The organism is Arthrobacter sp. NPDC093128 (assembly GCF_040683875.1).
In the GTDB taxonomy this organism is placed as follows: Bacteria; Actinomycetota; Actinomycetes; order Actinomycetales; family Micrococcaceae; genus Arthrobacter.
Genome location: NZ_JBFBEY010000006.1, coordinates 141,367 through 165,450, shown reverse-complemented (window position 1 = coordinate 165,450; position 24,084 = coordinate 141,367). Strand labels below are relative to the sequence as shown.

General features: G+C 65.4%; 22 protein-coding genes. 19 read left to right on the top strand and 3 right to left on the bottom strand.

Going from position 1 to position 24,084, the window contains the following annotated elements; translation table 11 throughout:
• Positions 1-13 precede the first annotated feature (13 nt).
• The 9 genes from AB0N24_RS09305 (at position 14) to AB0N24_RS09265 (ending at position 10,304) form a co-directional block, all read left to right on the top strand.
• A complete protein-coding gene (locus AB0N24_RS09305; protein ID WP_104172343.1) occupies positions 14-571 on the top strand; it encodes a F0F1 ATP synthase subunit B in 558 nt (185 codons plus the stop codon).
• Positions 571-1,398: a F0F1 ATP synthase subunit delta gene (locus tag AB0N24_RS09300; protein WP_364123092.1), complete on the top strand. Its 828-nt coding sequence runs from the start codon at positions 571-573 to the stop codon at positions 1,396-1,398. The genes AB0N24_RS09305 and AB0N24_RS09300 overlap by 1 nt, the downstream gene beginning before the upstream one ends.
• Before the next feature lie 82 nt (positions 1,399-1,480).
• Positions 1,481-3,118, top strand: coding sequence for a F0F1 ATP synthase subunit alpha (atpA, locus tag AB0N24_RS09295; protein WP_214953126.1), 1,638 nt, complete (start codon positions 1,481-1,483; stop codon positions 3,116-3,118).
• 76 nt (positions 3,119-3,194) lie between these two features.
• Entirely contained in the window at positions 3,195-4,088 is an 894-nt protein-coding gene (locus AB0N24_RS09290; protein ID WP_364123090.1) for a F0F1 ATP synthase subunit gamma, read from the top strand.
• 81 nt (positions 4,089-4,169) lie between these two features.
• Positions 4,170-5,624, top strand: a complete 1,455-nt coding sequence (atpD, locus tag AB0N24_RS09285; protein WP_214952964.1) for a F0F1 ATP synthase subunit beta — start codon at positions 4,170-4,172, stop codon at positions 5,622-5,624.
• 1 nt (position 5,625) lies between these two features.
• On the top strand, positions 5,626-5,910 hold the full coding sequence (locus tag AB0N24_RS09280; protein WP_104172348.1) for a F0F1 ATP synthase subunit epsilon: 285 nt from the start codon (positions 5,626-5,628) through the stop codon (positions 5,908-5,910).
• Between the two features lie 10 nt (positions 5,911-5,920).
• Entirely contained in the window at positions 5,921-6,352 is a 432-nt protein-coding gene (locus tag AB0N24_RS09275; protein WP_214952962.1) for a DUF2550 domain-containing protein, read from the top strand.
• 5 nt (positions 6,353-6,357) lie between these two features.
• Complete coding sequence (locus AB0N24_RS09270; protein ID WP_364123087.1) at positions 6,358-7,686, top strand: alpha/beta hydrolase-fold protein; 1,329 nt, start codon at positions 6,358-6,360, stop codon at positions 7,684-7,686.
• Between the two features lie 113 nt (positions 7,687-7,799).
• Complete coding sequence (locus tag AB0N24_RS09265; protein WP_364123228.1) at positions 7,800-10,304, top strand: phosphatidylglycerol lysyltransferase domain-containing protein; 2,505 nt, start codon at positions 7,800-7,802, stop codon at positions 10,302-10,304.
• Between the two features lie 176 nt (positions 10,305-10,480).
• Here AB0N24_RS09265 and AB0N24_RS09260 read toward each other — a convergent pair whose 3' ends face one another.
• Positions 10,481-10,684 (bottom strand): cold-shock protein, encoded by a 204-nt coding sequence (locus tag AB0N24_RS09260; RefSeq protein WP_011692441.1) that lies wholly within the window; start codon positions 10,682-10,684, stop codon positions 10,481-10,483.
• 300 nt (positions 10,685-10,984) lie between these two features.
• Complete coding sequence (gene nucS, locus AB0N24_RS09255) at positions 10,985-11,680, bottom strand: endonuclease NucS (RefSeq protein WP_011692440.1); 696 nt, start codon at positions 11,678-11,680, stop codon at positions 10,985-10,987.
• A 70-nt stretch (positions 11,681-11,750) separates the two neighbouring features.
• On the opposite strand from nucS, the gene AB0N24_RS09250 reads away from it, so the two are divergent.
• Both AB0N24_RS09250 and AB0N24_RS09245 read left to right on the top strand, forming a co-directional pair.
• A complete protein-coding gene (locus AB0N24_RS09250) occupies positions 11,751-12,095 on the top strand; it encodes an ATP/GTP-binding protein (RefSeq protein ID WP_214952954.1) in 345 nt (114 codons plus the stop codon).
• Between the two features lie 10 nt (positions 12,096-12,105).
• Entirely contained in the window at positions 12,106-12,906 is an 801-nt protein-coding gene (locus AB0N24_RS09245; RefSeq protein ID WP_364123084.1) for an alpha/beta fold hydrolase, read from the top strand.
• A 78-nt stretch (positions 12,907-12,984) separates the two neighbouring features.
• On the opposite strand, the gene AB0N24_RS09240 is transcribed toward AB0N24_RS09245, so the two are convergent.
• Positions 12,985-14,178 carry an AI-2E family transporter gene (locus AB0N24_RS09240; RefSeq protein ID WP_251042674.1) on the bottom strand — a complete coding sequence of 398 codons (1,194 nt, stop codon included), beginning with the start codon at positions 14,176-14,178 and terminating at the stop codon, positions 12,985-12,987.
• Between the two features lie 297 nt (positions 14,179-14,475).
• Between AB0N24_RS09240 and AB0N24_RS09235 the strand changes: the two genes are divergently transcribed.
• The 8 genes from AB0N24_RS09235 to AB0N24_RS09200 all read left to right on the top strand — a co-directional run bounded on the left by AB0N24_RS09235 (position 14,476) and on the right by AB0N24_RS09200 (position 24,061).
• Positions 14,476-16,263 (top strand): hypothetical protein, encoded by a 1,788-nt coding sequence (locus tag AB0N24_RS09235; protein WP_364123082.1) that lies wholly within the window; start codon positions 14,476-14,478, stop codon positions 16,261-16,263.
• 51 nt (positions 16,264-16,314) lie between these two features.
• A complete protein-coding gene (locus AB0N24_RS09230; RefSeq protein ID WP_364123080.1) occupies positions 16,315-17,355 on the top strand; it encodes a tetratricopeptide repeat protein in 1,041 nt (346 codons plus the stop codon).
• Positions 17,355-18,455 carry an NADH:flavin oxidoreductase/NADH oxidase gene (locus tag AB0N24_RS09225; protein WP_364123078.1) on the top strand — a complete coding sequence of 367 codons (1,101 nt, stop codon included), beginning with the start codon at positions 17,355-17,357 and terminating at the stop codon, positions 18,453-18,455. The genes AB0N24_RS09230 and AB0N24_RS09225 overlap by 1 nt, the downstream gene beginning before the upstream one ends.
• 55 nt (positions 18,456-18,510) lie before the next feature.
• Positions 18,511-19,317 (top strand): ABC transporter ATP-binding protein, encoded by an 807-nt coding sequence (locus tag AB0N24_RS09220; protein WP_364123076.1) that lies wholly within the window; start codon positions 18,511-18,513, stop codon positions 19,315-19,317.
• Positions 19,299-20,870 (top strand): transporter, encoded by a 1,572-nt coding sequence (locus AB0N24_RS09215; protein WP_364123074.1) that lies wholly within the window; start codon positions 19,299-19,301, stop codon positions 20,868-20,870. The genes AB0N24_RS09220 and AB0N24_RS09215 overlap by 19 nt, the downstream gene beginning before the upstream one ends.
• Positions 20,871-20,920: 50 nt before the next feature.
• Positions 20,921-21,703 carry a glucosamine-6-phosphate deaminase gene (gene nagB / locus AB0N24_RS09210; protein ID WP_364123072.1) on the top strand — a complete coding sequence of 261 codons (783 nt, stop codon included), beginning with the start codon at positions 20,921-20,923 and terminating at the stop codon, positions 21,701-21,703.
• 38 nt (positions 21,704-21,741) lie between these two features.
• Positions 21,742-22,077 (top strand): DUF3039 domain-containing protein, encoded by a 336-nt coding sequence (locus tag AB0N24_RS09205; RefSeq protein WP_364123070.1) that lies wholly within the window; start codon positions 21,742-21,744, stop codon positions 22,075-22,077.
• Positions 22,078-22,285: 208 nt separating this feature from the next.
• Positions 22,286-24,061, top strand: a complete 1,776-nt coding sequence (locus tag AB0N24_RS09200) for a DEAD/DEAH box helicase (protein WP_364123068.1) — start codon at positions 22,286-22,288, stop codon at positions 24,059-24,061.
• Positions 24,062-24,084 lie beyond the last annotated feature (23 nt).

Below are 24,084 nucleotides of genomic sequence, written 5' to 3'. Positions count from 1 at the left end.
GGACGGGTGAAATATGAATCAGATGATCATCTCAGCCGCCACCGAAGGCGCCGAGCCGACTAATCCGCTCATTCCCAACGTATGGGAAATGGGCGTAGTCCTGGCCGGCTTTGCTGTCCTCTTTTACATCGTGGTCAAGTTCGTTGTCCCGATGTTCGAGAAGACGTTCGCAGAGCGTGCCGAGGCTATCGAAGGTGGCATCGCCAAGGCCGAAAAGGCCCAGGCAGAGGCTTCTGCCGCACTCGAAGAGTACAAGCAGCAGCTCACCGACGCCCGTGCCGAAGCCAACCGCATCCGCGAGGAAGCCCGTGCCGAAGGCGCCCAGATCCTGGCGGACCTGAAGGAAAAGGCAGCTGCAGAGTCTGCCCGCATCACCGCCCACGCCCACGCGCAGATCGAATCCGAGCGCCAGGCGGCCGTTGTGTCGCTGCGCTCGGAGGTCGGCACGCTGGCTACCACGCTGGCAAGCCGCATCGTCGGCGAGTCACTCAGCGATGACGCGCGTGCAGCCCGTGTGGTTGACCGCTTCCTGGCAGATCTGGAGAACCAGAACGCAGGTGCAGCTAAGTAATGGCAGGTGTATCGAGCGAATCGCTGACCGCGGCGCTGGTGGCGTTGGAAGCCAAGCTTCCCTTCGCTTCGCTGCAGTTGGCTAAGGAACTCTTCGGAATCCTGGGAACGGTGGACAGCTCGGCTGGCTTGCGCCGCGCCCTGACTGACCCGTCCCGCAGCGGTGACGAAAAGTCGGCGCTGGTCAAGCAGCTCTTCAGTGGGAAAGTCTCTACTGATGCTGCGGAAATTGCGAGCGGACTGGCCGGTTCACGCTGGGCGTCGGCTCGGGATATCGGCGATGCACTCGAGACTCTTGCCGCTTCGGTGGTAATTGCCGTTGCTGAGAACAAGTCGGCCGTCTCTGCCTCAGGAATCACCGGACTGGAAGCGCTGGAGAACGATCTGTTCGCCTTCAACCAGGCCGTCATTTCCAGCCACGAGGTACAGCGTGCTCTGTCCGAGCCGCAGGCGAGCCCGGCTGCCAAGACTGTCCTCGCCGAAAAGCTCGTTCCCAATGCGAGCGAGGAAGCGAAAGTCCTTATCGGACAGGCAGTTACGCAGCCCCGTGGCCTCAAGGTGACAAACCTTGTGCGCCGTTTCGCAGAGCTTGCAGCCAAGCGCCAGCAGCGCTGGATCGCAACGGTCAGCATCACCCGTCCGCTGACGGAGACGCAGGCCAGTCGACTGCAGGCAGGGCTGAACGCCCTGTACGGGCGCGAGCTCAAGATCAACATGAACGTTGACCCGGCACTGATCGGTGGCATCCGGATCCAGGTTGGTGACGAAGTGGTTGACGCTTCCGTTATCGCCCGCCTGGGCCAGCTCCAGCGTCAGCTTGCCGGCTAACCGGACAAGCACAACTTAACTGATAGAAACCCCGGTCATCGTGACAACGATGATCACGAAAACAGGAGAGCAGGGACTGCAGATGGCCGAATTGACCATCAACGCCGACGACGTCCGTATTGCGTTGAACGAGTTCGCGGCGTCCTACGAACCCGGAAACGCAGAGCGCGTAGAGGTCGGCCGTGTGACCACCGCAGGTGACGGCATCGCCCGTGTTGAGGGCCTTCCCTCGGTCATGGCGAACGAGTTGCTTCGTTTCGAAGACGGCACGCTGGGCCTGGCCCAGAACCTCGACGTCCGCGAAATCGGTGTCATCATCCTCGGTGACTTCACCGGCGTCGAAGAAGGCCAGGAAGTCCACCGCACCGGTCAGGTTCTGTCCGTGCCGGTCGGCGACGCCTTCCTCGGCCGCGTGGTTGACCCACTGGGCCAGCCGATCGACGACCTCGGTGAAATCAAGGCTGAAACCACCCGTGCACTGGAACTCCAGGCGCCCGGCGTGACCCAGCGTAAGTCGGTTCACGAGCCGATGCAGACCGGTCTGAAGGCTATCGACGCCATGATCCCGATCGGCCGCGGCCAACGTCAGCTGATCATTGGCGACCGCCAGACCGGCAAGTCGGCAATTGCCATCGACACGATCATCAACCAGAAGGCCAACTGGGCTTCCGGGGATGTCACCAAGCAGGTGCGCTGCATCTACGTGGCCATCGGCCAGAAGGCGTCCACCATCGCGGCTGTCCGCCAGACGCTCGAGGACAACGGCGCACTGGAATACACCACCATCGTGGCTTCCCCCGCGTCCGACCCCGCAGGCTTCAAGTACCTGGCTCCTTACGCCGGTTCGGCTATCGGCCAGCACTGGATGTACGGCGGCAAGCACGTCCTCATCGTGTTTGATGACCTCTCCAAGCAGGCTGAGGCCTACCGTGCAGTGTCGCTGCTGCTCCGCCGCCCGCCGGGACGCGAAGCCTACCCGGGCGACGTCTTCTACTTGCACTCCCGCCTGCTGGAGCGTTGTGCCAAGCTCTCCGACGAGCTGGGTGCCGGCTCGATGACCGGTCTGCCGCTCATCGAGACCAAGGCAAACGACGTCTCCGCCTACATCCCGACCAACGTGATCTCCATTACCGATGGCCAGATCTTCCTGCAGTCGGACCTCTTCAACGCCAACCAGCGTCCCGCCGTCGACGTGGGTGTCTCGGTATCCCGCGTGGGTGGTGCAGCACAGGTCAAGTCCATGAAGAAGGTCTCCGGTACCTTGAAGCTGGAACTGGCTCAGTACCGCGACATGCAGGCATTCGCAATGTTCGCGTCGGACCTCGACGCCGCATCGCGTCAGCAGCTGACCCGTGGTGCACGCCTGATGGAACTGCTCAAGCAGGGCCAGTACTCGCCGTTCCCGGTTGAGAACCAGGTTGTGTCGATTTGGGCCGGTACCAACGGCTACTTGGACGACGTTCCGGTTGAGGACATCAACCGCTTCGAGACCGAGTTCCTGGAGCACCTGAAGCACAAGTCCTCCATCCTGACGACGCTGGCACAGACCAACGTCATGGACGATGACACTGCGGAAGCACTGAAGACCTCGATCGTGGCCTTCAAGAAGGGCTTCTTCGGCGAGGGCGACAACTTCCTGGTTGGTGCGGGGCATGAGGAACACGCCCCCATCGACGAGACGCAGGTCGACCAGGAAAAAATCGTCAAGCAGAAGCGCTAGTTTCGCTGGCAGGGACTGCCGGAACCCCGACGGGTTCCGGCAGTCCCGGCCACCGGGATCTTAGGAAAGGATAAGTATGGGAGCCCAGATTCGGGTCTACCGCCAGAAGATCAGCTCGACGACGTCGATGCGCAAGATCTTCAAGGCGATGGAACTGATCGCTACCTCGCGCATCGGCAAGGCCCGCGCACGCGTAGCGGCTTCACTGCCTTACGCAAACGCGATTACGCGTGCCGTTTCTGCTGTCGCAAGCCAGAGCGAAATCGACCACCCGCTGGTCACCGAGCCCGAGCAGATCCGGCGCGCCGCTGTCCTGGTCATCACCTCGGACCGTGGCCTCGCAGGTTCCTACTCGGCAAGCGTGCTCAAGCAGGCGGAAGGCCTCACCGAGCTGCTTCGCGAGGAAGGTAAGGAAGTCAAGACGTACGTTCTCGGCCGCAAGGCCCAGGCTTACTTCGACTTCCGCAACCGTCCTTACGCCCAGGTATGGACCGGCAACACGGACGCGCCGGTGTTTGCAACCGCGCAGGAAATCGGCGCAGCACTGCTGGAGGATTTTGCCACCGCATACGAAGAGGGAGGCGTGGACGAGATCCACGTTGTCTACACCCGCTTCAAGTCCATGGTGACGCAGGAACCGACGGTCATCCGTCTTCTTCCCCTCGAGGTCGTCGAAGAGCAGGCGCAGTCCGATTCGGATCTCCTGCCGCTCTACGAATTCGAGCCGGAGGCGGAGCAGGTTCTCGATGCCCTGCTGCCGCGCTACATCGAATCACGCATCTTCGCCGCAATGTTGCAGGCAGCAGCTTCCGAGCTCGCAGCCCGTCAGCGGGCGATGAAGTCTGCCGGCGACAACGCCACGGACCTCATCAAGAAGTACACGCGTCTGCGCAACACTGCCCGCCAGGCTGAAATTACGCAGGAGCTTTCCGAAATTGTGGCCGGCGCCGACGCCTTGAACGCGTCCTAGCCAGCACGGTTCCGGATCCAGCTGTACCTGCATCAAAGATAAACTTAACATCCACGCCATCTACTGAGTGAAGTGAGAGAGATGACTGCCACCGCTACCGAACACGTAGCCGCGACGACCGGTGCAACCGGCCGTATTGCACGTGTTATTGGCCCGGTTGTCGACGTCGAATTCCCGGCTGACGCAATCCCCTCGATTTACAACGCACTCACCACGGAGATTACTCTCAACGGTGAGACCAAGACCATCACGTTCGAGGTTGCCCTGCACCTGGGTGACAACCTCATTCGCGCCATCTCCCTGCAGGCCACCGACGGACTCGTCCGCGGCACCAACGTAGTGGACACCGGCTCGCCCATCACCGTGCCTGTCGGCGACGGCGTCAAGGGCCACATCTTCAACGTCCTCGGCAAGCCGCTGGATGTTGACGAGTCCGAGATCCAGGCTTCGGACCACTGGGCCATCCACCGCAAGGCCCCGGCCTTCGCGACCCTCGAAGGCTCCACCGAGATGCTGGAAACCGGCATCAAGGTGATCGACCTCCTCACCCCGTACATCAAGGGTGGAAAGATCGGCCTGTTCGGCGGCGCCGGTGTCGGCAAGACCGTGCTGATCCAGGAAATGATCACCCGTGTTGCCCGCAACTTCGGCGGCACCTCGGTGTTCGCCGGCGTCGGCGAGCGTACGCGTGAAGGTAACGACCTCTGGGTTGAAATGGAAGAGGCAGGCGTCCTCAAGGACACCGCCCTTGTATTCGGCCAGATGGATGAGCCGCCGGGAACGCGTCTGCGCGTTGCACTGTCCGCGCTGACCATGGCGGAGTACTTCCGCGATGTGCAGAACCAGGACGTGCTGCTCTTCATCGACAACATCTTCCGCTTCACGCAGGCAGGTTCCGAGGTCTCCACCCTTCTCGGCCGCATGCCTTCCGCCGTGGGTTACCAGCCCAACCTTGCTGACGAGATGGGCCTCCTCCAGGAGCGCATCACGTCCACCAAGGGCCACTCCATCACCTCGATGCAGGCCATCTACGTTCCCGCGGATGACTACACCGACCCGGCACCGGCCACCACCTTCGCACACCTCGACGCGACCACGGAACTTTCCCGTGAAATCGCTTCCCGTGGTCTGTACCCGGCTGTGGATCCGCTGACGTCGACTTCCCGAATCCTGGACCCCCAGTACATCGGCAAGGACCACTACAACACGGCTGTCCGTGTGAAGCAGATCCTGCAGAAGAACAAGGAACTCCAGGACATCATCGCCATCCTCGGTGTTGACGAACTGTCTGAAGAGGACAAGATCGTCGTGTCGCGTGCACGCCGCATCCAGCAGTTCCTCTCCCAGAACACCTACACCGCCAAGCAGTTCACCGGCGTCGAAGGCTCCACCGTTACCATCAAGGACACGGTCGAAGGCTTCACCGCTATCTGCGACGGCGAGCTTGACCACGTTGCAGAGCAGGCGTTCTTCAACGTCGGTGGCCTGGATGACGTTGAGCGCCAGTGGGCCAAGATCCAGGAACAGACCAAGTAATATGGCTGAGCTTGAGGTTGAGATTGTCGCAGCGGATCACTTCGTGTGGTCCGGAGCGGCCAAGATGGTCAAGGCCCGCACCAGCGATGGTGAAATCGGAATCCTGCCCGGCCACTCGCCCCTGCTGGCGATTCTGGCCGAAGGTGAGCTGGCCATTGAGCCTGTTTCCGGTGACCGCATTGCTGTAGTTGTCGACGGCGGATTCTTCTCCGTCGACAACAACAGGGTCGTCATTGTTGCTGACAACGCCCAAATGGGTGACGCGGCTACTGCGGGGATCCGCTAGCACGACCTTGATGAACGATCCTGGTTTTCCGTTCATCGCGTTGGCAACTGCCCTTGCGTTGCTGATTTTTGCACTGTGCCTGTCCGGGGTACGCCGCTTTAACCTGCGGCGTGCCCTGGGCACAGTGGACGCCTCCATTTGCACGGCTGGAAAAAGCTGGCAGATGGGGGTTTGTCGTTATCAGGACAACGACCTGGAGTGGTTCAAGCTGCTCTCGCTCAGTGTCCGTCCCAAATACACTTTCCGGCGCAGCTCGCTGGAACTCGTAGGGCGCCGCAAGCCCACCGAAGCCGAACTCGTCAAGGTGCAGCCTGATTCCGTCATCGTGGAACTCCACTACGAAGGCCAGGAAGTCCTGCTGGCGATGAAGTTCGACGCCTATACCGGACTGTCATCGTGGCTGGAGGCCGGCCCGGTCATCGGTGTTGGCACCTGGCGCTAACGCCGGTGGATTTCGTAGCTGACATCCATCTCACCGACGGACCCATGCTCTGGATTGCCTGGGCAGCCGGAGCCGCTGGGTTCGGCTGGCTGCTGTGGGCCCGCGGACGCCGCTGGGCCCTGAGCGCGGGCGCTGCCCTCCTCCTGTCCGCCGGCGTCGTGGCCGGGGTGCACTGGCTGCTCATCTATGCGTTTTCCACCCTGCCCGAGGTACTCCCGCGCGAAGTGCTCGCGTGGTTTGTGGCAATGGTTTTTGCCCTGTTCCTCTGGGCGCTGCGGCTCTGGAAACTCCGCCGGCCGTCCCCTCCGAAGAGCCGCGGTGCGTGGCGGGGGAGGACCGCCGTGACAGCTGCCATGCTGGGAGTGTTCCTGCTCGGCGCCGTCCAGATCAATGCCTACTTCGGCCTCAACCATACGGTCAGTGATGTCATGGGCACGGCCGTGGCCAGGATCCCGCCGCTCGAATCCGAACTGAAGCGCCAGCCCGCGGCCGCCGCCCCCACTCCCTTGGATACCTGGCGGGCACCGGAGGGATTGCCGGCGGGCGGTGTGCTGCGGACGGCCGTAATCCCCGGCCCCGTGTCGGGCTTCAGCAGCCGCAAGGCCTACATCTACCTTCCTCCCGCCTACCAGGCCGCACCCCGCCCTGCCCTTCCGGTCCTTGTCCTCTTCTCCGGTCAGCCGGGCGGACCATCGGACTGGCTCACCGGAGGGGCGCTGCGCAGCAGGATGGACCGTTTCGCGGCGGAGCACAACGGCGTCGCGCCGGTCGTCGTCGTGGTGGATCCCAACGGAACGGCGTCGGCCAACACGCTCTGCATGGACAGCCGCATCGCCCGGGCCGACACGTTTCTGTCCCTGGATGTGCCGCAGTGGATTGAACAGAACCTGGACATTGATCCGGACCACCGGCAGTGGGCGGCCGGCGGATTCTCCTTCGGAGCCACGTGTGCCATGCAGATGGGCACCCGCCATCCCGACGTCTACGCTTCCGTCCTCGCCTTCTCCAGCGAGCGTGAACCGGCGCTTGCCAAGGAGCGGCACAAGACGGTTGACGCGGCCTTCGGCGGCGACGTGGCGGCCTTTGATGCACAGACTCCCCTGAACATCATGCAGAAGACCCGGTTCGAGGGCCATGCCGTGTACTTCGGCGCCGGTTCCAGGGATCCGGAGTTCATGGCCTACATGGACGAACTCTCCGCAGCCGCGCGCAAGGCAGGCTTCACCGTCCAGGCCCAGCCGGTGGCCAATACAGGTCACTCCTGGGAAGCCGCTTCCAGGGGCCTTCCGGCAGCCCTGGACTTCATGGCGCAGCGATGGGGAATCCTGCCGTGACCAACGAGCGAGTTGCAAGCCGGCCGGAGGCCAAGGACGGTCCCACAGCCGATGGCGGCGTGACGTGGGCCGCTGTCATCCTACGGGCGCTCCGGCGTACGCGGGACCACTTCATGGCGGTGCCGTTTACCCTGGTTGTCCTTGGCCTGTTCCTTGGAACGGGCGCGGCCACCAACAGTTTCCTGTCGGGTCCTCCGGAAGCCCTTCTCGACGTCGCCTCGGTGAACATGACGGCCCTGAAAGGCGGGCAGTGGTGGTCCCTGTTCACATCGCTCTTCTTCGCCACGAACCCCGCGGCCTACCTCACCGCCGCGTCCATGATCCTGTTGCTGCTGGGACTCGCCGAGCGCAGGCTGGGCACGCTGCGGACGGCGGGGTTCTTCTTCGGCGGACAGTTTGCTGCCGTTTCGCTGTTCCTGCTTTTCACCCAGCTCGCCCACTACGCCGGCGACGGCTGGATGGGGCTCATGGTGGACGCCCGGCTCATTGGGCCGTACGCCGCGGTCCTTGCCGCGACGTTGGGGGCCAGCGGACTCGTGCCCACCCTGTGGCAGCGGCGCCTTCGCACCGGCATCGTGTCGGCCTCGCTGCTCCTCGTCCTCTACGTGGGGCATCCGGAGACCGTGGTCGGGTTCCTCGGTGCCTTGGCCGGGCTGGCCACCGGGTGGTGGATCCAGAGCGACCACGGGACCCTCCACCGGCACCGCTCCACCGGCCGCGAGACGCGGAATCTCCTGTCCCTGATCGTTGGCATTTTCGCGGTCGGACCCATCCTGACAGCGGCCGTCCGGAGTCCCACCGGCCCGCTGGCGCTGCTGCGGGACGTGGTCCTGAACCCGTTGCCCACCCTCAGCCAACTGGAGCAGAACTGCGGCGGGACTGTGGACGTGGACTGCCTGGAGATGGGCCGTGCCGGGTTCGCGGGACCCCTGGGCCTTGCCCTGGCCGTGGTACCCGTGCTGCTGCTGCTGATCTGCGCCGACGGGCTCAGACGGGGCCGCGGGCTCGCCTGGCGGATCACCCTCGGCGTCCAGCTGGCCGTCATCGCGTTGTCCGCCGTGTACCTCACGCTCTTTGCGCGGATACCGCACTACCCGTCGCGGCCGCACACGGCTGTGATGGGTTCCGGGTTCGTCCATGTGCTTCCGCTGGTGGCAGTTCCGCTGCTGCTGGTGGTGCTGCTGTGGATCAACCGCCGCCAGTTCCGCGTGGAAACCTCGGCAGCGGACAGGCGGCGCCTGACCCGGGTGCTGGCAGGAACCTGGATGGCACTTGCAGGCACTTACACCATCGCCTGGCTGGCGGCCGGCGGATTAGAGCGCGACGGAGGCCCGTCCGGGCTCGCGGCCGAACTCGCCCGCCAGTATCTGCCGGTGCCCATTCCCAGCCTGTACAACCGGATCTTCCAGGACCGGAATTCGGTTGAGGCCTTCCTGTTTGCCTATTCAGGCATCGCTTTCTGGGCTGTGGCCCTGGCCGGCGTGTGGGTGGCACTCCTCGGGCGGCATCACGGTGCCGGGGCCGGTGTTGAGGAGCGGGACGTTGCCCGCCGGCTGGTGCGCAGGGGCGGCGATTCACTGTCCTGGATGGCCTTGTGGGAGCCCAACAAGTACTGGTTCAGTCCCGCCCGCGACGCCGGTGTGGCCTACCAGCAGCATGGCAGCGTCGCCCTGACGCTGGGCGGTCCGTTCGGAGACCCGGAACTGCGGGAGGAGGCCGCCGCCGGATTCATGCAATATTGCGCCGAGCACGCCCTGGTTCCTTGCTTCTATTCCTGCACTGACGGGCTTTGGCCGATGCTCCAATCGCGGGCGTTCAGCCGGGTAGCCGTGGCACAGGAGACCCGGCTTGCCGTCAGGGAGCTGGAGTTCAAAGGCAAGGAATGGCAAAACGTCCGGACAGCGTTGAACCGCGCCCGGAAAACCGGGGTCACTGCTGTGTGGGGACGCTACAGCGGGTTTCCCGCGGCACTGCGCGCCCAGCTCCTTGAAGTGTCCGAGGAGTGGGCCGCCCAGAAGTCCGTCCCGGAGATGGGTTTCACGCTCGGCGGCATGGACGAACTGATGGACGACGACGTCCTGTGCTGCGCCGCCGTCGACGGGGACGGCAAGGTGCACGGCGTGACCAGCTGGCTCCCGGTATTTGAGGACGGGAGCGTGGTCAGCTGGACGCTCGACTTCATGCGCCGGCGGGAGGACGGGTTCCCCGGCGTCATGGAGTTCCTGATTGCCTCCGCCGTCCTCGAACTGCGGGGTTCGGTTGGGGTCATTTCCCTGTCCGGCTCACCGCTCGCCAAGGAGCCTGCTGACGCGGCGGCGTCCGCCGCGCAGGGGGACCCGGACCGGGTGCCCGACCCGGACCCGAAGCGGGAGAAGGACGGGGAGCCGGAGGGCCTGGCGGCGATCCTTGATGTGGTGGGGCGGGCACTGGAACCCGTGTACGGCTTCCGCTCCCTGGCCACCTTCAAATCCCGCTTCAAACCTGACTACCGTACGCTCTACCTCTACTACCAGGACCCCCTGCAGCTGCCTGCCATTGGCCGGGCGCTGAGCCGCGCCTACCTTCCCGGCCTCTCGGTCCGCCACAGCGCCCGCCTGCTGCGGACATTGGTGAGCTAATTCGGTAACACCGGCCGAGCGTTTTCGGCATCATGTTTTCTGATTCTGAAAACATTTGTGACAAGAAACAATGCGTTGGCAGGCACCGGATAATGACAAAAAATGATCCCCGGCACTAATGCCGGGGATCATTTGATTCGTTGGAGGCCGCCGTCAAGCGGCCCTCCGACGCGGGACTAGACCAGCGTTACACCGGTAGCCTGGGGGCCCTTGGCGCCCTGGCCGATCTCGAACTGAACGCGCTGGTTCTCGTCGAGGGTCTTGAATCCACCGGTCTGGATCTCCGAGTAGTGAACGAAGACATCGCCATCGGAGTCGTCCGGGGTGATGAAGCCGAAGCCCTTTTCAGCGTTGAACCACTTGACGGTTCCCTGTGCCATTTATTTCTCCTCATTGTGGAACTTGCTTAAGTTCGGCACACTTCGTGCCGCACTTGGTCACTCCGCGAGAAGAATCCTGGCTTGCCGCCCGGTGGAACCGGACACTAGCTGACGAAGCTTCGCGCTCGCAACATGTCTTGCGAGCATGAAAAACACCTACACAAAGACTTATATAAGAATTTCATGTGGGTTGCGTCAGGTCAACGGGCAAAACGGGGAATTCGATAAATTTTGCGTAAAGCCCATGTGAACCGCTGCCTTATGACAGTGCGCCGCCCGCGCTATTGGACGGCCGCCAATTCAGAAGAGGCGGGATTCGCTGTCGTCAACGCCGCGCATGGCGTCGTAGTCGAGGGTGACGCAGTCGATGCCGCGGTCGTTGGCGAGCACCTTGGCCTGCGGTTTGATCTGCTGGGCGGCGAAGATGCCGCGGACCGGCGCCAGCAGCGGATCCCGGTTGAGCAGTTCCAGGTAACGGGTCAGCTGTTCGACGCCGTCGATGTCGCCGCGCCTTTTGAGCTCGATGGCCACCGTGGCACCGTCTGCGTCCCGGGCCAGGATGTCCACCGGACCGATGGCCGTGAAGTATTCGCGCCGGATGAGGGAAAAGCCGGTGCCGAGCCGTTCGATCTGATCGGCCAGCAACCGCTGGAGGTCAGCTTCGACGCCGTCCTTGATGAGGCCCGGATCCTGGCCCAGCTCATGGGAGGTGTCGTGCAGCTGCTCATGGATATTGATGATGAGCCGGTCATCGGTCTTGGCGGACTGGACGGTCCACTGCTCGGTGACACCGAGCTCGAGGTCCACCTCGTCGGGCGTGGAGACCCGGAGGCTGGCCGGGGGGCTCATCCAGTTCAGCGGCTTGTACGAGCCGCCGTCGGAGTGCACCAGGACGGACCCGTCCGCCTTGACCAGCAGGAGCCTGGTGGCAAGGGGGAGATGGGCCTTGAGCCGGCCAACATAATCAACAGAACAACGGGCTATGACTAAACGCACCCGGTAAACACTACCGTCTGGGCCCAAGGCAGGAACAACGCGGGGTCAGGGCCTGGGGCAGAATGGAGGCATGCCCCGTTCCAACCGCCCCCGCCGTGCCGCCTCCGGAAAATTGGGACAGGCCAGCCGCAAACACGCCGGCGGCCCCGTGCCGGAGCTGGACCTCGAACGTGCCCGGTCCGGCATCGCCCGGCGGGAAAGCGCCCCCGACGGCGAGTGGATGGTCCGCACCATGACGGCCAAGCGGGCCGAAAAGTCCTACATCTGCCCGGGCTGCTCCACAGCGGTCCTCCCCGGCGTGGAGCACCTCGTGGTCTGGTCCGAGGATCACCTGTTCGGCGCGGCGGCCGGCCTTTCGGAACGGCGCCACTGGCACTCCAACTGCTGGACGTCACGCACGTACCGCTATCGCTAAGCTGTTAGTCATGACTTTTGACCCGGCGTCGTTCGTATTCAGCCAGCCTTCCGAAGCAACCGCCATCCGTGCTTCGACAGTTCTTCCGGCCCGCCGGGAGAACGTGGAAATACGCACCGAAGACGGTCACGTCCTCGTCGGCGAACTCGCCGTCCCGGAATCCGGCGACATCACCGCCACGCTGATCACGCTGCATCCGCTGCCCACCCACGGCGGGTTCATGGACTCGCACGTGTACCGCAAAGCGTCCTACCGGCTGCCCGCGCTGGCCGGTGTGGCCGTCCTCAGGTTCAATACCAGGGGAACCAGTTCGCCCCGCGGCACCAGCGAAGGACGGTTCGAAGAGGGCATCGGCGAACGGCTCGACGTCGAGGCGGCCGTCAGGTTCGCCGCTGGCCGGAACCTGCCCAACCGCTGGCTCGTGGGCTGGTCGTTCGGCACCGAGCTGGCTCTTATGTACGGGGCGACGGAACCGGTGGCCTCGAAGGTGGAAGGCGCCGTGCTGCTTTCACCGCCGCTGCACCGGGCCACGGATGTTCACCTGAAGGAGTGGGCGGCCGCAGGCAAGCCCCTGAAGGTGCTGGTTCCCGAACACGACGACTACCTCCAGCCGGCCGCCGCCGCCGAGCGCTTCAGCCTGGTGCCGCAGGCGGACGTGGTGGGGGTCGACGGCGCCAAGCACCTGTGGGTGGGGGAGAAGTACGCTGCCCGGGTGCTGAACGAAATCGTCGACGAGGTCACGGAGCGCGGCGCAGGCCCGGACGGCCTGCCCCAGGAATGGAACGGACCCGTGGCCACGGCCGCGCCGTAGGACGGAACCGCTACACAACAGGACAGCCGCCGCGTGGACCCACGGGGCGGCTGTCCTGTTTCCTGGCGGAATCCCTGGTCAGTGCTTGTCCTGGCGGACGATGAAGATTTCCTTCACGAGCAGCATGACCGCCGCGGCGGTGGGAATGGCGATCAGGGCGCCGAGCACGCCCAGGAGGCTGCCGCCCGCGATCACGGAGATGACGGCAACGGCGCCGGGCACGGCCACAGCTTTCTGCATGATGCGGGGGGAGATGAAGTACGCCTCGAACTGCAGGTAGGCAAAGTAGCAAATGGCATAGACAACGGCGGTCTGCCACCCTGCGGTGAGGGCGATCAGCGTGACCAACACGCCTGCGATCATTCCGCCGACCAAGGGGATGAAGGCCAGCAGCGCCACAACGAACGCCAGCAGAACGGCAAAAGGGACGCCAACAATGGACATCACGATGAACGCAAAGGTCGCGTTGACGAGGGCAACGCAGGCCTGGCCGATGACGTAGTTGCCCACGGAACCGGTGATCTCTTCCGAAAGGGCTTCCACCCGTACCCGGCGGGAGCGGGGTGCCAGCCGGTAGCCCCACTTCTTCATGGCGGGAAGGGCAGCAAGGAAATATAGGCTCAGCACGAGGACAATAAGGGTTCCGAAGAGCCCGTTCGCCACCGTGGACCCGAAACCGACGACCCCTCCGAAGATGCCACCCACAGCATCCGGATTGTTAACGAACTTTTCCAGCTCCTGCGTGATGCGCTCCCGCACGCCAAACTGGTCGTCGAGGCTGCGGAAGAAGTCCGAATCGATGAAGTCCTGGATCCAGCGGGGCGCTTCCTGCACAATCTGGGTCACCTGCTGGACGATGGTGGGGATCAGCGTGGCAAAGAATCCGACGACGGCGGAGACAAGGACGGTGACCGACACCAGGATGCCGACGGGCCGCGGCAGCTTGCGCCCTTCCAGCCAGCGCACCACCGGGTCCAGGCCCAGGGCGATGAAGAGCGCGGTCACAATCCACAGCAGGAGCTGCGTGGTGTTGGACCCGATCCAGTAGACGAGCAAGGCCAGTCCGACGCCGACGGTCCCCATGAATCCCATATAAAGGGGATGCTGGGATGACATGCGCGGACCGGGATGGCCGAAGCGGGTACCGGTCTCGGTTTCGGGGGTGATGGAGTCCTCCGCGGACTCCGGCGGCATCTCGAAGCGCAGCCGGGGCTGGGCGCCGGGAATGGGCGTCCGCAGCCTGCGTACCACCGCCGCCGCCAGGTCCGGCAGCCGCCGTCTGCGTTTGTGTTGCCTGCCGTCCGTTACACCTTCCTGGGCACCGGATCCCGTGATGTCTTCCTGTCCTGGGGTGGACGAATCCGTGTGTTCAGTCACTGCGTTTTGGGGCCCTTTACCGTCTGTGGCACCGCCTTTGCGGGCCTTGTGATGATCATCGCAAACACTATCAGCAGGCCTGTCAGCGCCCCGTTTTCCTGCGGTCGCGGCCAGTTGCCCTAGGCTGGGAACAAAGCCCCGATCTGACTCATTGGTAACAAAACGGTTACTATTGAAAGTAAACCCCCGCTGATGATAGGTATCCTTTTGCGTTTCAAGACTGCAGTTGCACTAGTGCTGCTCGGCCTCCTAACACTGCTGGCCGGCGTAGGACAGAAGACCATCTGGGCCCCGGCCGAGACCGTTACAGCCTCGGCGCCCACCGACGGCACCGCCGCACCACTTACCGTCATTGACCAGAAGTTGAGGACCCTTCACGGGGGAACGGTCAAGATCAACGTCAAGGGCGAAGGCAGCTTCATGCTGGCCGCCGGCCGTCCCGACGACGTGGATGCCTGGGTCGGCAAGACGGCCCACAACACGGTCTCCGGTGTTGCCGAGGACAACAAGTCCCTCCAGCTGGCCCACACGGACGGCGAAGCCGCCGCACCGTCGCCCGCCGGTTCCGATCTGTGGGTCTCCTCGGAGAACGCCAGCGGTGAGCTGAACTACACCTGGAGTGCCCCGGCCGACGGCGACTGGTCGCTCCTGCTGGCCTCGGACGGCACCAAGCCGGCGCCGTCGTCTATCTCCATGACGTTCCCCAATGACACGTCCACTCCGTGGGCCGTGCCGTTGATGGTCCTTGGCGGCCTCCTGATGCTGGCCGGACTGGCGCTGCTGGTGCTCAAGCCCAAGGGCGGCAAGCCCGCCGACATTGGCGGGGAGGACACCGGCGAATCCCTGAAGGACAGACTCATCCGGCGTGCCCGTGCAGTCCGCCCGGCCGACAAGACGGCGCCCACAGCCCCTTCGCCTGTTGAAAAGCAGCCCGGCGGCGCCAGCTCCACCGCCACCTTCAGCACGAGGCGCGCAGGCGTGGCCATGGCCGCGCTCGCTGCCACGATCGTTGCCGGCACGGGCGTAGCCGCCCAGGCCACCACCCCGGCCCCTTCGCCGTCAGCCAGTGCAGCCGCCGGGGCGGACACCGCCGCGGACTCGCCGGTGCTGCTGGACGCCCAGTTCCGCCGGATCCTGGAGCAGGTTTCCAGCACGGTGGATGCCGGCGACGCCGCCAAGGATGCCGCGAAGCTCAAGTCCCGCGTTGACCGCACCGAACTCGAGGTCCGCACGCAGAACTACAAGATCCGCTCGCAGGTTGGCGCCTACGAGGCGCGCATGCCCGTCCGCGCCACCAAGCTGCTGACCACCGTTGTCACCAGCAAGCGCGCCTGGCCCCGTTCGGTCATGGCCGTCACCCAGGGTGAAGGCAACGTTGTGCCCCAGCTGCTGACCCTCGTGCAAAAGTCCCCGCGCGAGAACTACAAGCTCGTGGAGACCACGCCGCTGCAGCCCGGCACCACGTTCCCCGCCATCGGACGGGACGGCACGGAAACCCTGGCCGCCGACGACAAGTCAGGCCTGCTCTACAGCGGCGAGGAAGCCCTTGCCGGACTCGGGGACCGCCTGACCAAGGCCGATTCGACGTTCAAGGACAAGCTCGTGGAGGGTCAGTCCTCGCCGTATATCGCCGACACCCTTGCGTACCAGGCCGACGTCGCCAAGACCGGAGTCGACGGCAACTTCAGCTTCACGCACAAGGTGGCACCCGAGGAAACGGTGGTGTTCCGCACCGCAGACGGCGGCGCCCTGGTCCTTGGCCGCCTGAACTTCGCCTTCGACGGAACTCCCAAGGCCGAAGGGGACAAGCTCGCGATCGGTGACGACGCAGCCGTCCTGGCCGGGGGCAAGGAAACGAGCTCCGGCATGGTGCTCAACTTCGCCGAGTCCATGGCGGTTTACATCCCGCCGACCGGATCCAAGGACCCGATGAAGCTCGTGGCCGCCACCCGCGGACTCGTCGGAGCAACCTTCAAGTAGCGCCTGCTCCGGGTATGACCAGCAGCGGCCGGAGTGGCTAGAGTGGAGGCTATGAGTTCGCCAGCCTCCCGTCCAGTCCCTCCAGCCGCTGCCAGCCAGCTCAACCTGCGTGGCGCCGTCGACCTTTCCAGCCTGAAACAGCGCCCTGCGCCACCGGCGGGAGGGCAGCCGCCCGCCGGCGGGCAGTCTTCTGCCGGGCAGCCGGGGGCCGTGCCGCCGTCGGCGCCTGCCGAGGGGGCGGCGCCGGACACCGGCGGGCAGCCGCTACGCGTCGACGTCACCGAGGCAAACTTCCAGCAGCTCGTTGAACTGTCCGCGCAGGTGCCAGTGGTGTTCGGCCTCTGGGCAAGCTATTCGCCCGCCTCGGGCGAGCTGATCAGCGTCCTTGAGGACATCGTCAACAGCTATGGCGGACGCCTGGTCCTGGGTGCCGCAGACATCGACGCATTCCCGCAGCTTGCCCAGGCCTTCCAGGTCCAGGCAGTCCCGACGGCCGTGGCCGTGGTGAAGGGACAGCCGGTGCCGCTGTTCCAGGGCGGAGCCGACGAACAGCAGGTGCGCAGCCTGCTGGATGAACTGCTGAAGGTCGCGGCCGCCAACGGCGTCACCGGCAGCCTCGGCGGCGCCGGAGCCGCACCCGCCGACGCCGAACCTGCCCCGCTGCCCCCGCTGCCCCCGCTGCACCAGGCAGCCTACGACGCCATTGAGGCCGGAGACTACGCCGCTGCGGCCGCTTCCTACCGGCAGGCGCTGCTGGAAATGCCCGCGGACGCGGAAGCCAAAGCCGGCCTCGCCCAGGTGGAACTGATGGAGCGCCTGCAGTCGCTGACCGGTCCGGACGGCGATGCGCTCCGCCAGCTCGCCGCTGATCAGCCGGACAACCTCGATGCCCAGCTGGGCGTGGCGGACCTGGATATTGCCGGTGGACACATCGACGACGCACTGGGCCGGATCGTCGGTTTCATCGGCCGGAACTTCGGCCCGGAGCGCGAGACCGCACGGGTCCGGCTTCTGGATCTCTTCGAGGTGGTGGGCCCGTCCGATGAACGCGTCGCCAAGGCACGGCAGGGGCTGGCGCGGGTGCTCTTCTAATGCCCCCGGCCCTCTTTTCACCGCTGGAGCTCCGTTCACTGACACTGCGCCACCGCGGGTGGGTCTCGCCCATGTGCCAGTACAGCTGCGGCCCTGACACCGGCGAAGGCGTACCCCACGACTGGCATCTCATGCACCTCGGGTCCTTCGCGGCCGGGGGAGCGGCGCTGATCCTCACCGAGGCTGCGGCAGTCAACGCAGCCGGCCGGATCAGCCCCATGGACGCCGGAATCTACAACGACGAGCAGGCAGCCGGCTGGGAACGGATCACGGCGTTTGTGCACCGCCACGGCGCGGCGGACGCCAAGATCGGCACCCAGCTGGCGCACGCGGGCCGCAAAGCCTCGACCTACTGGCCCTTCTCGGGGAAGCGCGGTTCAGTGCCGGCGTCCGACGGCGGCTGGGAGACTGTGGGGCCGGGCACCTCGGCGTTCGACGGGTACGCGGCACCCGGCGCCATGACCGCGGCGGAAATTGACGGCGTCATCGCGGACTTCGCCGCGGCCGCCGTCCGGGCCGTCGACGCAGGGTTCGACACGATCGAAATCCACGGCGCCCACGGTTATTTGCTGCATCAGTTCCAGAGCCCGCTCATCAACGACCGTGCTGACGAATGGGGCGGCGACGAGTCCGGACGGAACCGGCTGACCCTGGCCGTGGTGGACGCGGTGCGCAACGCCATCCCCGATTCGATGCCGCTGCTGCTGCGGATCTCCGCATCGGACTGGGCCGAAGGCGGGATCGACGCCGCGGCATCGGTCCGTTTGGCCGGAGCGGCCGCCGAACACGGCGTGGACCTGGTGGACGTGTCCAGCGGGGGAGCGGTGGCGCACCAGCAGATTCCCGCCGGTCCCGGCTACCAGACAGGTTTCTCGTCCCGGATCCGGCGCGAGGCAGGCGTCCGCACCGGCACCGTGGGGCTCCTGACCTCGGCAGGGCAGGCGGAACACGCCGTCGCCACCGGCCAGGCTGACGGGGTCTTCATTGCGCGCGCGGCACTGCGCGACCCGCACTGGTGGCTTCGGGCCGCCTTCGAGCTCGGCCACGAGCTCCCGTGGGCCCCGCAGTATGAACGGGCCATTCCCCGCCATTCTTTCTAGGAAGTAACCCTTTCGGACGATCCTCCCGGGACATCCGGGAGACTACGCTGGCACCATGACTGAACCGCAACCCGGGCCTGATCCGTCCGCCGGCCCTCAGCAGCATCCCGTTCCAGCCCTTGCCATCCGCGGCCTTGCGAAACGCTTCGGCGGCAAGATCGCAGTCGACGGCATCAGCCTCGACGTGCCGGCAGGGTCCTTCTACGGGATTGTGGGTCCCAACGGCGCCGGCAAGACCACCACGCTGTCCATGGCCACGGGGCTCCTCCGGCCCGACTTCGGCACCGCCCTGGTGCACGGCGTCGACGTCTGGGCAAGGCCGCTCGAAGCCAAGAAGCTCATGGGCATCCTTACCGACGGCGTGCGGCTGTTTGACCGGCTCACGGGGGAACAGCTTGTGAGCTATGCGGGGCTGCTCCGCGGGATGGACAAAGACGTGGTGTCCGTCAGGGTGGCGGAACTGCTGGCCGCGCTTGACCTTAGCGCCGACGCCGGAACCCTGGTGGTGGACTATTCAGCCGGCATGACCAAGAAGATCGCCCTGGCCTCCGCCCTCATCCACGCCCCCAGGCTGCTGGTACTCGATGAACCGTTTGAATCGGTGGACCCGGTCTCCGCGGCGAACATCCGGGACATCCTGGACCGCTACGTTGCATCCGGCGGGACGGTGATCGTCTCCAGCCACGTTATGGACCTGGTCCAGCGGATGTGCGACCACGTGGCTGTGGTTGCCGCGGGCCGGGTGCTCGCGGCCGGCACGGTGGAGGAAGTCCGCGCCGGCGCCTCCCTGGAGGACCGGTTTGTCCAGCTGGTGGGCGGCCGAAGCCAGACGGAGGGCCTGGAATGGTTGCGCACCTTCTAAGGCTGAAAATCACGCTCCTGCGCAACAGCCTCCGGCGCAGCCCCTGGCAGCTGCTGGGACTGATCATCGGCGGGCTGTATGCCGTCGGGATCGCCGGTTTCTTCGGCGTGGCACTGGTGCTGCTCCGGACGGCTGAGCTGGAGCTTGCCCAGACCGTGGTGGTGCTGGGCGGTTCCGCCGCCTTCCTGGGCTGGGCCATCGTCCCTGTTGTTGCCTCCTCCGCCGACATGACCCTGGACCCGGCACGCTTCACCACCGCGGCAGTGCCCATGCCGCAGCTGCTGGCCGGGCTTGCCCTCGGCGGACTGATCGGGATCCCCGGCATCGCCACCGCCCTCGTCGCGCTGGCCACGGTGGGCACCTGGAGCAGGGGAGTGCCTGCTGTTCTGGCTGCCATGTTGGGTGCCGTCCTTGGTGTGATGACCTGCGTTGTCCTCTCCAAAGTTGTGACGACGGCGACGGCGGGCCTGGCGTCCTCCCGGCGGTTCAAGGATGTCAGCGCCCTCGCCTTTATGGTTCCGCTGATGTTTATGGGGCCGCTGGCGGCATTTGTTGCCCAGGGAGCTTCAGGCTCCGCCGGCTTCCTGGCCGATCTCGCACGGGTTCTGGCGTGGACGCCGGCAGGCGCAGCGTGGTCGCTCGGCGGAGACGCCGCCGCGGGTCACTACGGACCGGCCGTCCTGAAACTCCTCATCGCGCTGGCAACCCTGGCCGGCCTGGCCTGGTGCTGGAAGGTGCTCCTGCAGCATGCCCTCGTCACCCCGCCCTACACGGCCGGCGGCAAGAAGCGCGCCGGAAGAATGGGGCTGTTCGCAGTGATGCCGGCGACGCCCACGGGTGCTGTTGCGGCGCGCTCGCTGACCTATTGGCTTCGCGATCCCCGGTATTCAGGTTCACTGGTGGTCATTCCGCTGCTGCCCGTCCTGCTGTTCTTCCAGGCGAGCCAGACCGGTGACTACGGAGTGCTTGCGATTACCGGCCCGCTGGCGGCGTTCCTGCTGGCCTGGTCGATTTCCGCGGATGTCTCGTACGACAACACCGCGTTTGCCCTCCATCTGTCCAGCGGCGTCCGTGGTGTCCACGACAGGTTGGGGCGGGCCCTTGCGTGCCTGGCGTTCGCACTCCCGATCGTGCTGGTCTTCAGCATCGGCCCGTTCTTCTTCACCGGGGACTGGGAATGGCTTCCGTCGCTGCTCGGACTGTCCCTTGGCATCCTGTTCACCGGGCTGGGCCTGGCGTCCGTTGTTTCGGCGCGGTACACCGTTGCGGTTCCGCTTCCGGGCGACAGCCCGTTCAAGAAGCCCCCGGGAAATGTCGCCCAGACCATGGCCGTGCAGTTCGGCGGGATGGGCGTGCTGCTGGTGCTGGTGCTGCCGGAAGCGGCGCTGTTCATCGCGCAGTCAATCACGGGCAGCATGGTATCCGGATGGATCAACCTTGTGCTGGGTCCGGTCCTCGGACTGGCCCTCTTCGTGGCAGGCGTCCGCCTCGGCGGCAAGTGGCTTGACGCGCGCGGCCCGGAACTGCTGGCCCAGCTCGCAGTCAACCGCTAGGCCGGCCCGGGGCATGATGTAGTAATAGGGACGCGGAAAGGCGGTTGGCCATGGAAATCGTGATTCTTCCGGGGAGCAAGCAGATCGGAGCCCTGGCGGCGGACGCCGTCGAGGACCTGCTGCGCCGGAAACCGGACGCTGTCCTGGGCCTTGCCACCGGGTCCTCCCCGTTGCCGGTCTACGACGAACTTGCCCGCAGGCACGAACAGGATGGCCTCGACTTCAGCAGGGCACACGGCTTTGCCCTGGACGAGTACGTGGGCCTTGAGCCGGGGCATCCGCAGTCCTACCGGGAAGTGATCCGGCGGGAGTTCACGGACCGCGTGAACATTGCTCCGGAGAACGTCCACAGCCCCGATGGCTCGGCGGCTGACATCCCGGCCGCCTGCCAGGCGTATGAAGAAGCCATCAAGGCGGCCGGAGGCGTGGATCTGCAGCTGCTGGGGGTGGGGACCGACGGCCACATCGGGTTCAACGAGCCGGGCTCGTCCCTGGTGTCGAGGACCCGGATCAAAAGCCTGATCGAACAGACGCGCCGGGACAATTCCCGGTTCTTCAAGAGCATCCATGATGTTCCCCACCATGTGCTCACCCAGGGGCTGGGCACCATCATGGACGCCCGCCACGTGATCCTCATTGCAACCGGCGCCCAGAAAGCACAGGCTGTCCGGGACCTCGTGGAGGGTCCGGTCGCCGCCATCTGCGCCGCGTCCGTGCTCCAGATGCATCCGCATGCCACAATCCTGGTGGATGAGGCCGCTGCGTCGTCGCTCCGGCTGGCCGACTACTACCGCCACACCTATGACAACAAGCCCGGGTGGCAGGGCCTGTAGCCGCGGGGTTCAGTTTTTTGTCCGGGACAACGGCTAAGATGGATGCCATGACTAGCATGACGGATCCCCTCGAAAACGACCCGATGCGTGAGCTTTCCGGAGCAGGAACGTCCACTGCCACTATCGAGCGCGAGGAACTGCGCCAGGAAGTGGAGCCCGGTGACCGGGAACGGTTCTCCCACTACGTGCGCAAAGAGAAGATCATGGAATCGGCCGTGACGGGCGACCCTGTCATCGCACTGTGCGGCAAGGTGTGGACCCCCGGCCGCGATCCGCAGAAGTTCCCGGTCTGCCCAGAATGCAAAGAGGTCTACGAAGGCCTGCGTCCCGGCAACGACGGCGGCAAGGGCCCGGGCGACGATTCCGGCAAGTAGCCGGCGCTTCCCTGCGGTCACCCATTCCTTGAGGTGACCGTGCCCGGCCAGGGCAACAAATCACGGTGCGCTATTCCCTGCTGCGCGCGTCCCGTGACGTGATGATCGTGGTTACCGGACCAGTGCGGCTCTTCCGGAACAGATTGGTGTTTATGTTTATGTGTCTTTCGCTGACGGCTGCCGCAACGCGGGGAATTGAGGGCTCTGCGTGACGGAGACACTCTTTGGCGGGCCAACGCTGCCACCGGCCTACCCCGAACGGGCAGCGTGGGGAACCGCGCAGAAGCTCCGGGCCTGGCAGCAGGAAGCGCTTGACCGCTATTTTGCGACCGGCCCCAAGGACTTCCTGGCCGTCGCAACACCCGGAGCAGGAAAGACCACCTTCGCCCTCCGTGTGGCCTCGATGCTGATCGAAGCCGGCACCGTGAACCGGGTGACCATCGTGGCGCCCACGGACCACCTGAAACGCCAGTGGGCTGATGCGGCGGCCCGGGTGGGGATCGCGATCGACCCCAACTTCAAGAACTCGGACGGGCAGCACGGCCGCGGCTTCATCGGTGTGGCGGTCACCTACGCCCAGGTGGCCAGCAAGCCCATGCTGCACCGCGCGAAGACTGAGGCTGCCCGGACCCTGGTGATCCTCGACGAGATCCACCACGGCGGCGAAGCCCTGTCCTGGGGTGATGGCCTCCGTGAAGCCTTTGATCCGGCAGCACGCCGCCTTTCGCTGACGGGAACGCCGTTCCGCTCGGACACTTCGCCCATTCCGTTCGTGGAGTACGCCGAGGACCGGGACGGCATCCGCCGCTCCAAAGCCGACTACACCTACGGCTACGGGAACGCCCTCCGTGACCACGTGGTCCGTCCGGTCATGTTCATGGCCTACTCCGGTCAGATGCGCTGGCGCACCAGCGGCGGCGAGGAGATGGCCGCTTCCCTGGGCGAGACGGCCGTGACCAAGGACATCATTTCGCAGGCCTGGCGCACCGCCCTCAACCCGGCAGGCGAATGGATCCCGGCCGTGCTGGCCGGGGCGGACAAGCGCCTGAGCGAGGTCCGCCGGACCGTGCCCGACGCCGGCGGCCTGGTGATCGCCACCGACCACGACGACGCCCGCGCCTACGCCGGCCAGCTGAAGAAGATCACCGGCGAATCGCCCACCGTGATCCTTTCCGACGACGCCAAGGCATCCAGCAAGATCGAGGAATTCACCGCCAGCGAAAAGCGCTGGATGGTTGCCGTCCGCATGGTGTCCGAAGGTGTGGACGTGCCCCGGCTTTCGGTGGGCGTCTACGCGACTTCCACGTCCACGCCGCTCTTCTTCGCCCAGGCCGTGGGCCGGTTCGTGCGTGCCCGGAAGCGGGGCGAGACGGCCTCCGTGTTCCTGCCCTCCGTTCCGCAGCTGACCGCGCTGGCGAACTCGATGGAGGCCGAACGGGACCATGCCCTGGACCGGCCGGAGAAAGAGGACGGCGACGGCCTGTTCAATCCGGAGGACTCGCTGATGGAGGAGGCCAACCGGGAGGACAAAGCCTCCGACAGCCTCACCAAAGGCAAGTTCGAGGCCCTGGACTCGCAGGCACTGTTCGACCGGGTGCTGTTCGACGGCGGCGAGTTCGGCACCGGCGGCGACATCGGATCAGATGACGAACTGGACTTCCTCGGCATCCCGGGTCTCCTGGACGCCGAGCAGGTGGGCACGCTGCTGCGCCAGCGCCAGCACGAGCAGCAGAGCCGCAAGAAGCTCAGGTCCACGGAGCCCGTTGCCGCCCCTGCCGTGCCGGACCACCGGATGCTGATGGACCTCCGCAACGAACTGGCAAAGAACGTGGCTGCCTGGTCCGCCCGGACCGGAACGCCGCACGGCGTGGTGCACACCAAGCTCCGCACCGTCTGCGGCGGCCCGCCGGTGGCGCAGGCCAACGAGGAACAGCTGCAGGCCAGGCTGCGGAAGCTTCAGGACTGGTTCATCGGCCGCAAGTAGGGCCGGCCATCAACGAAGGGCCG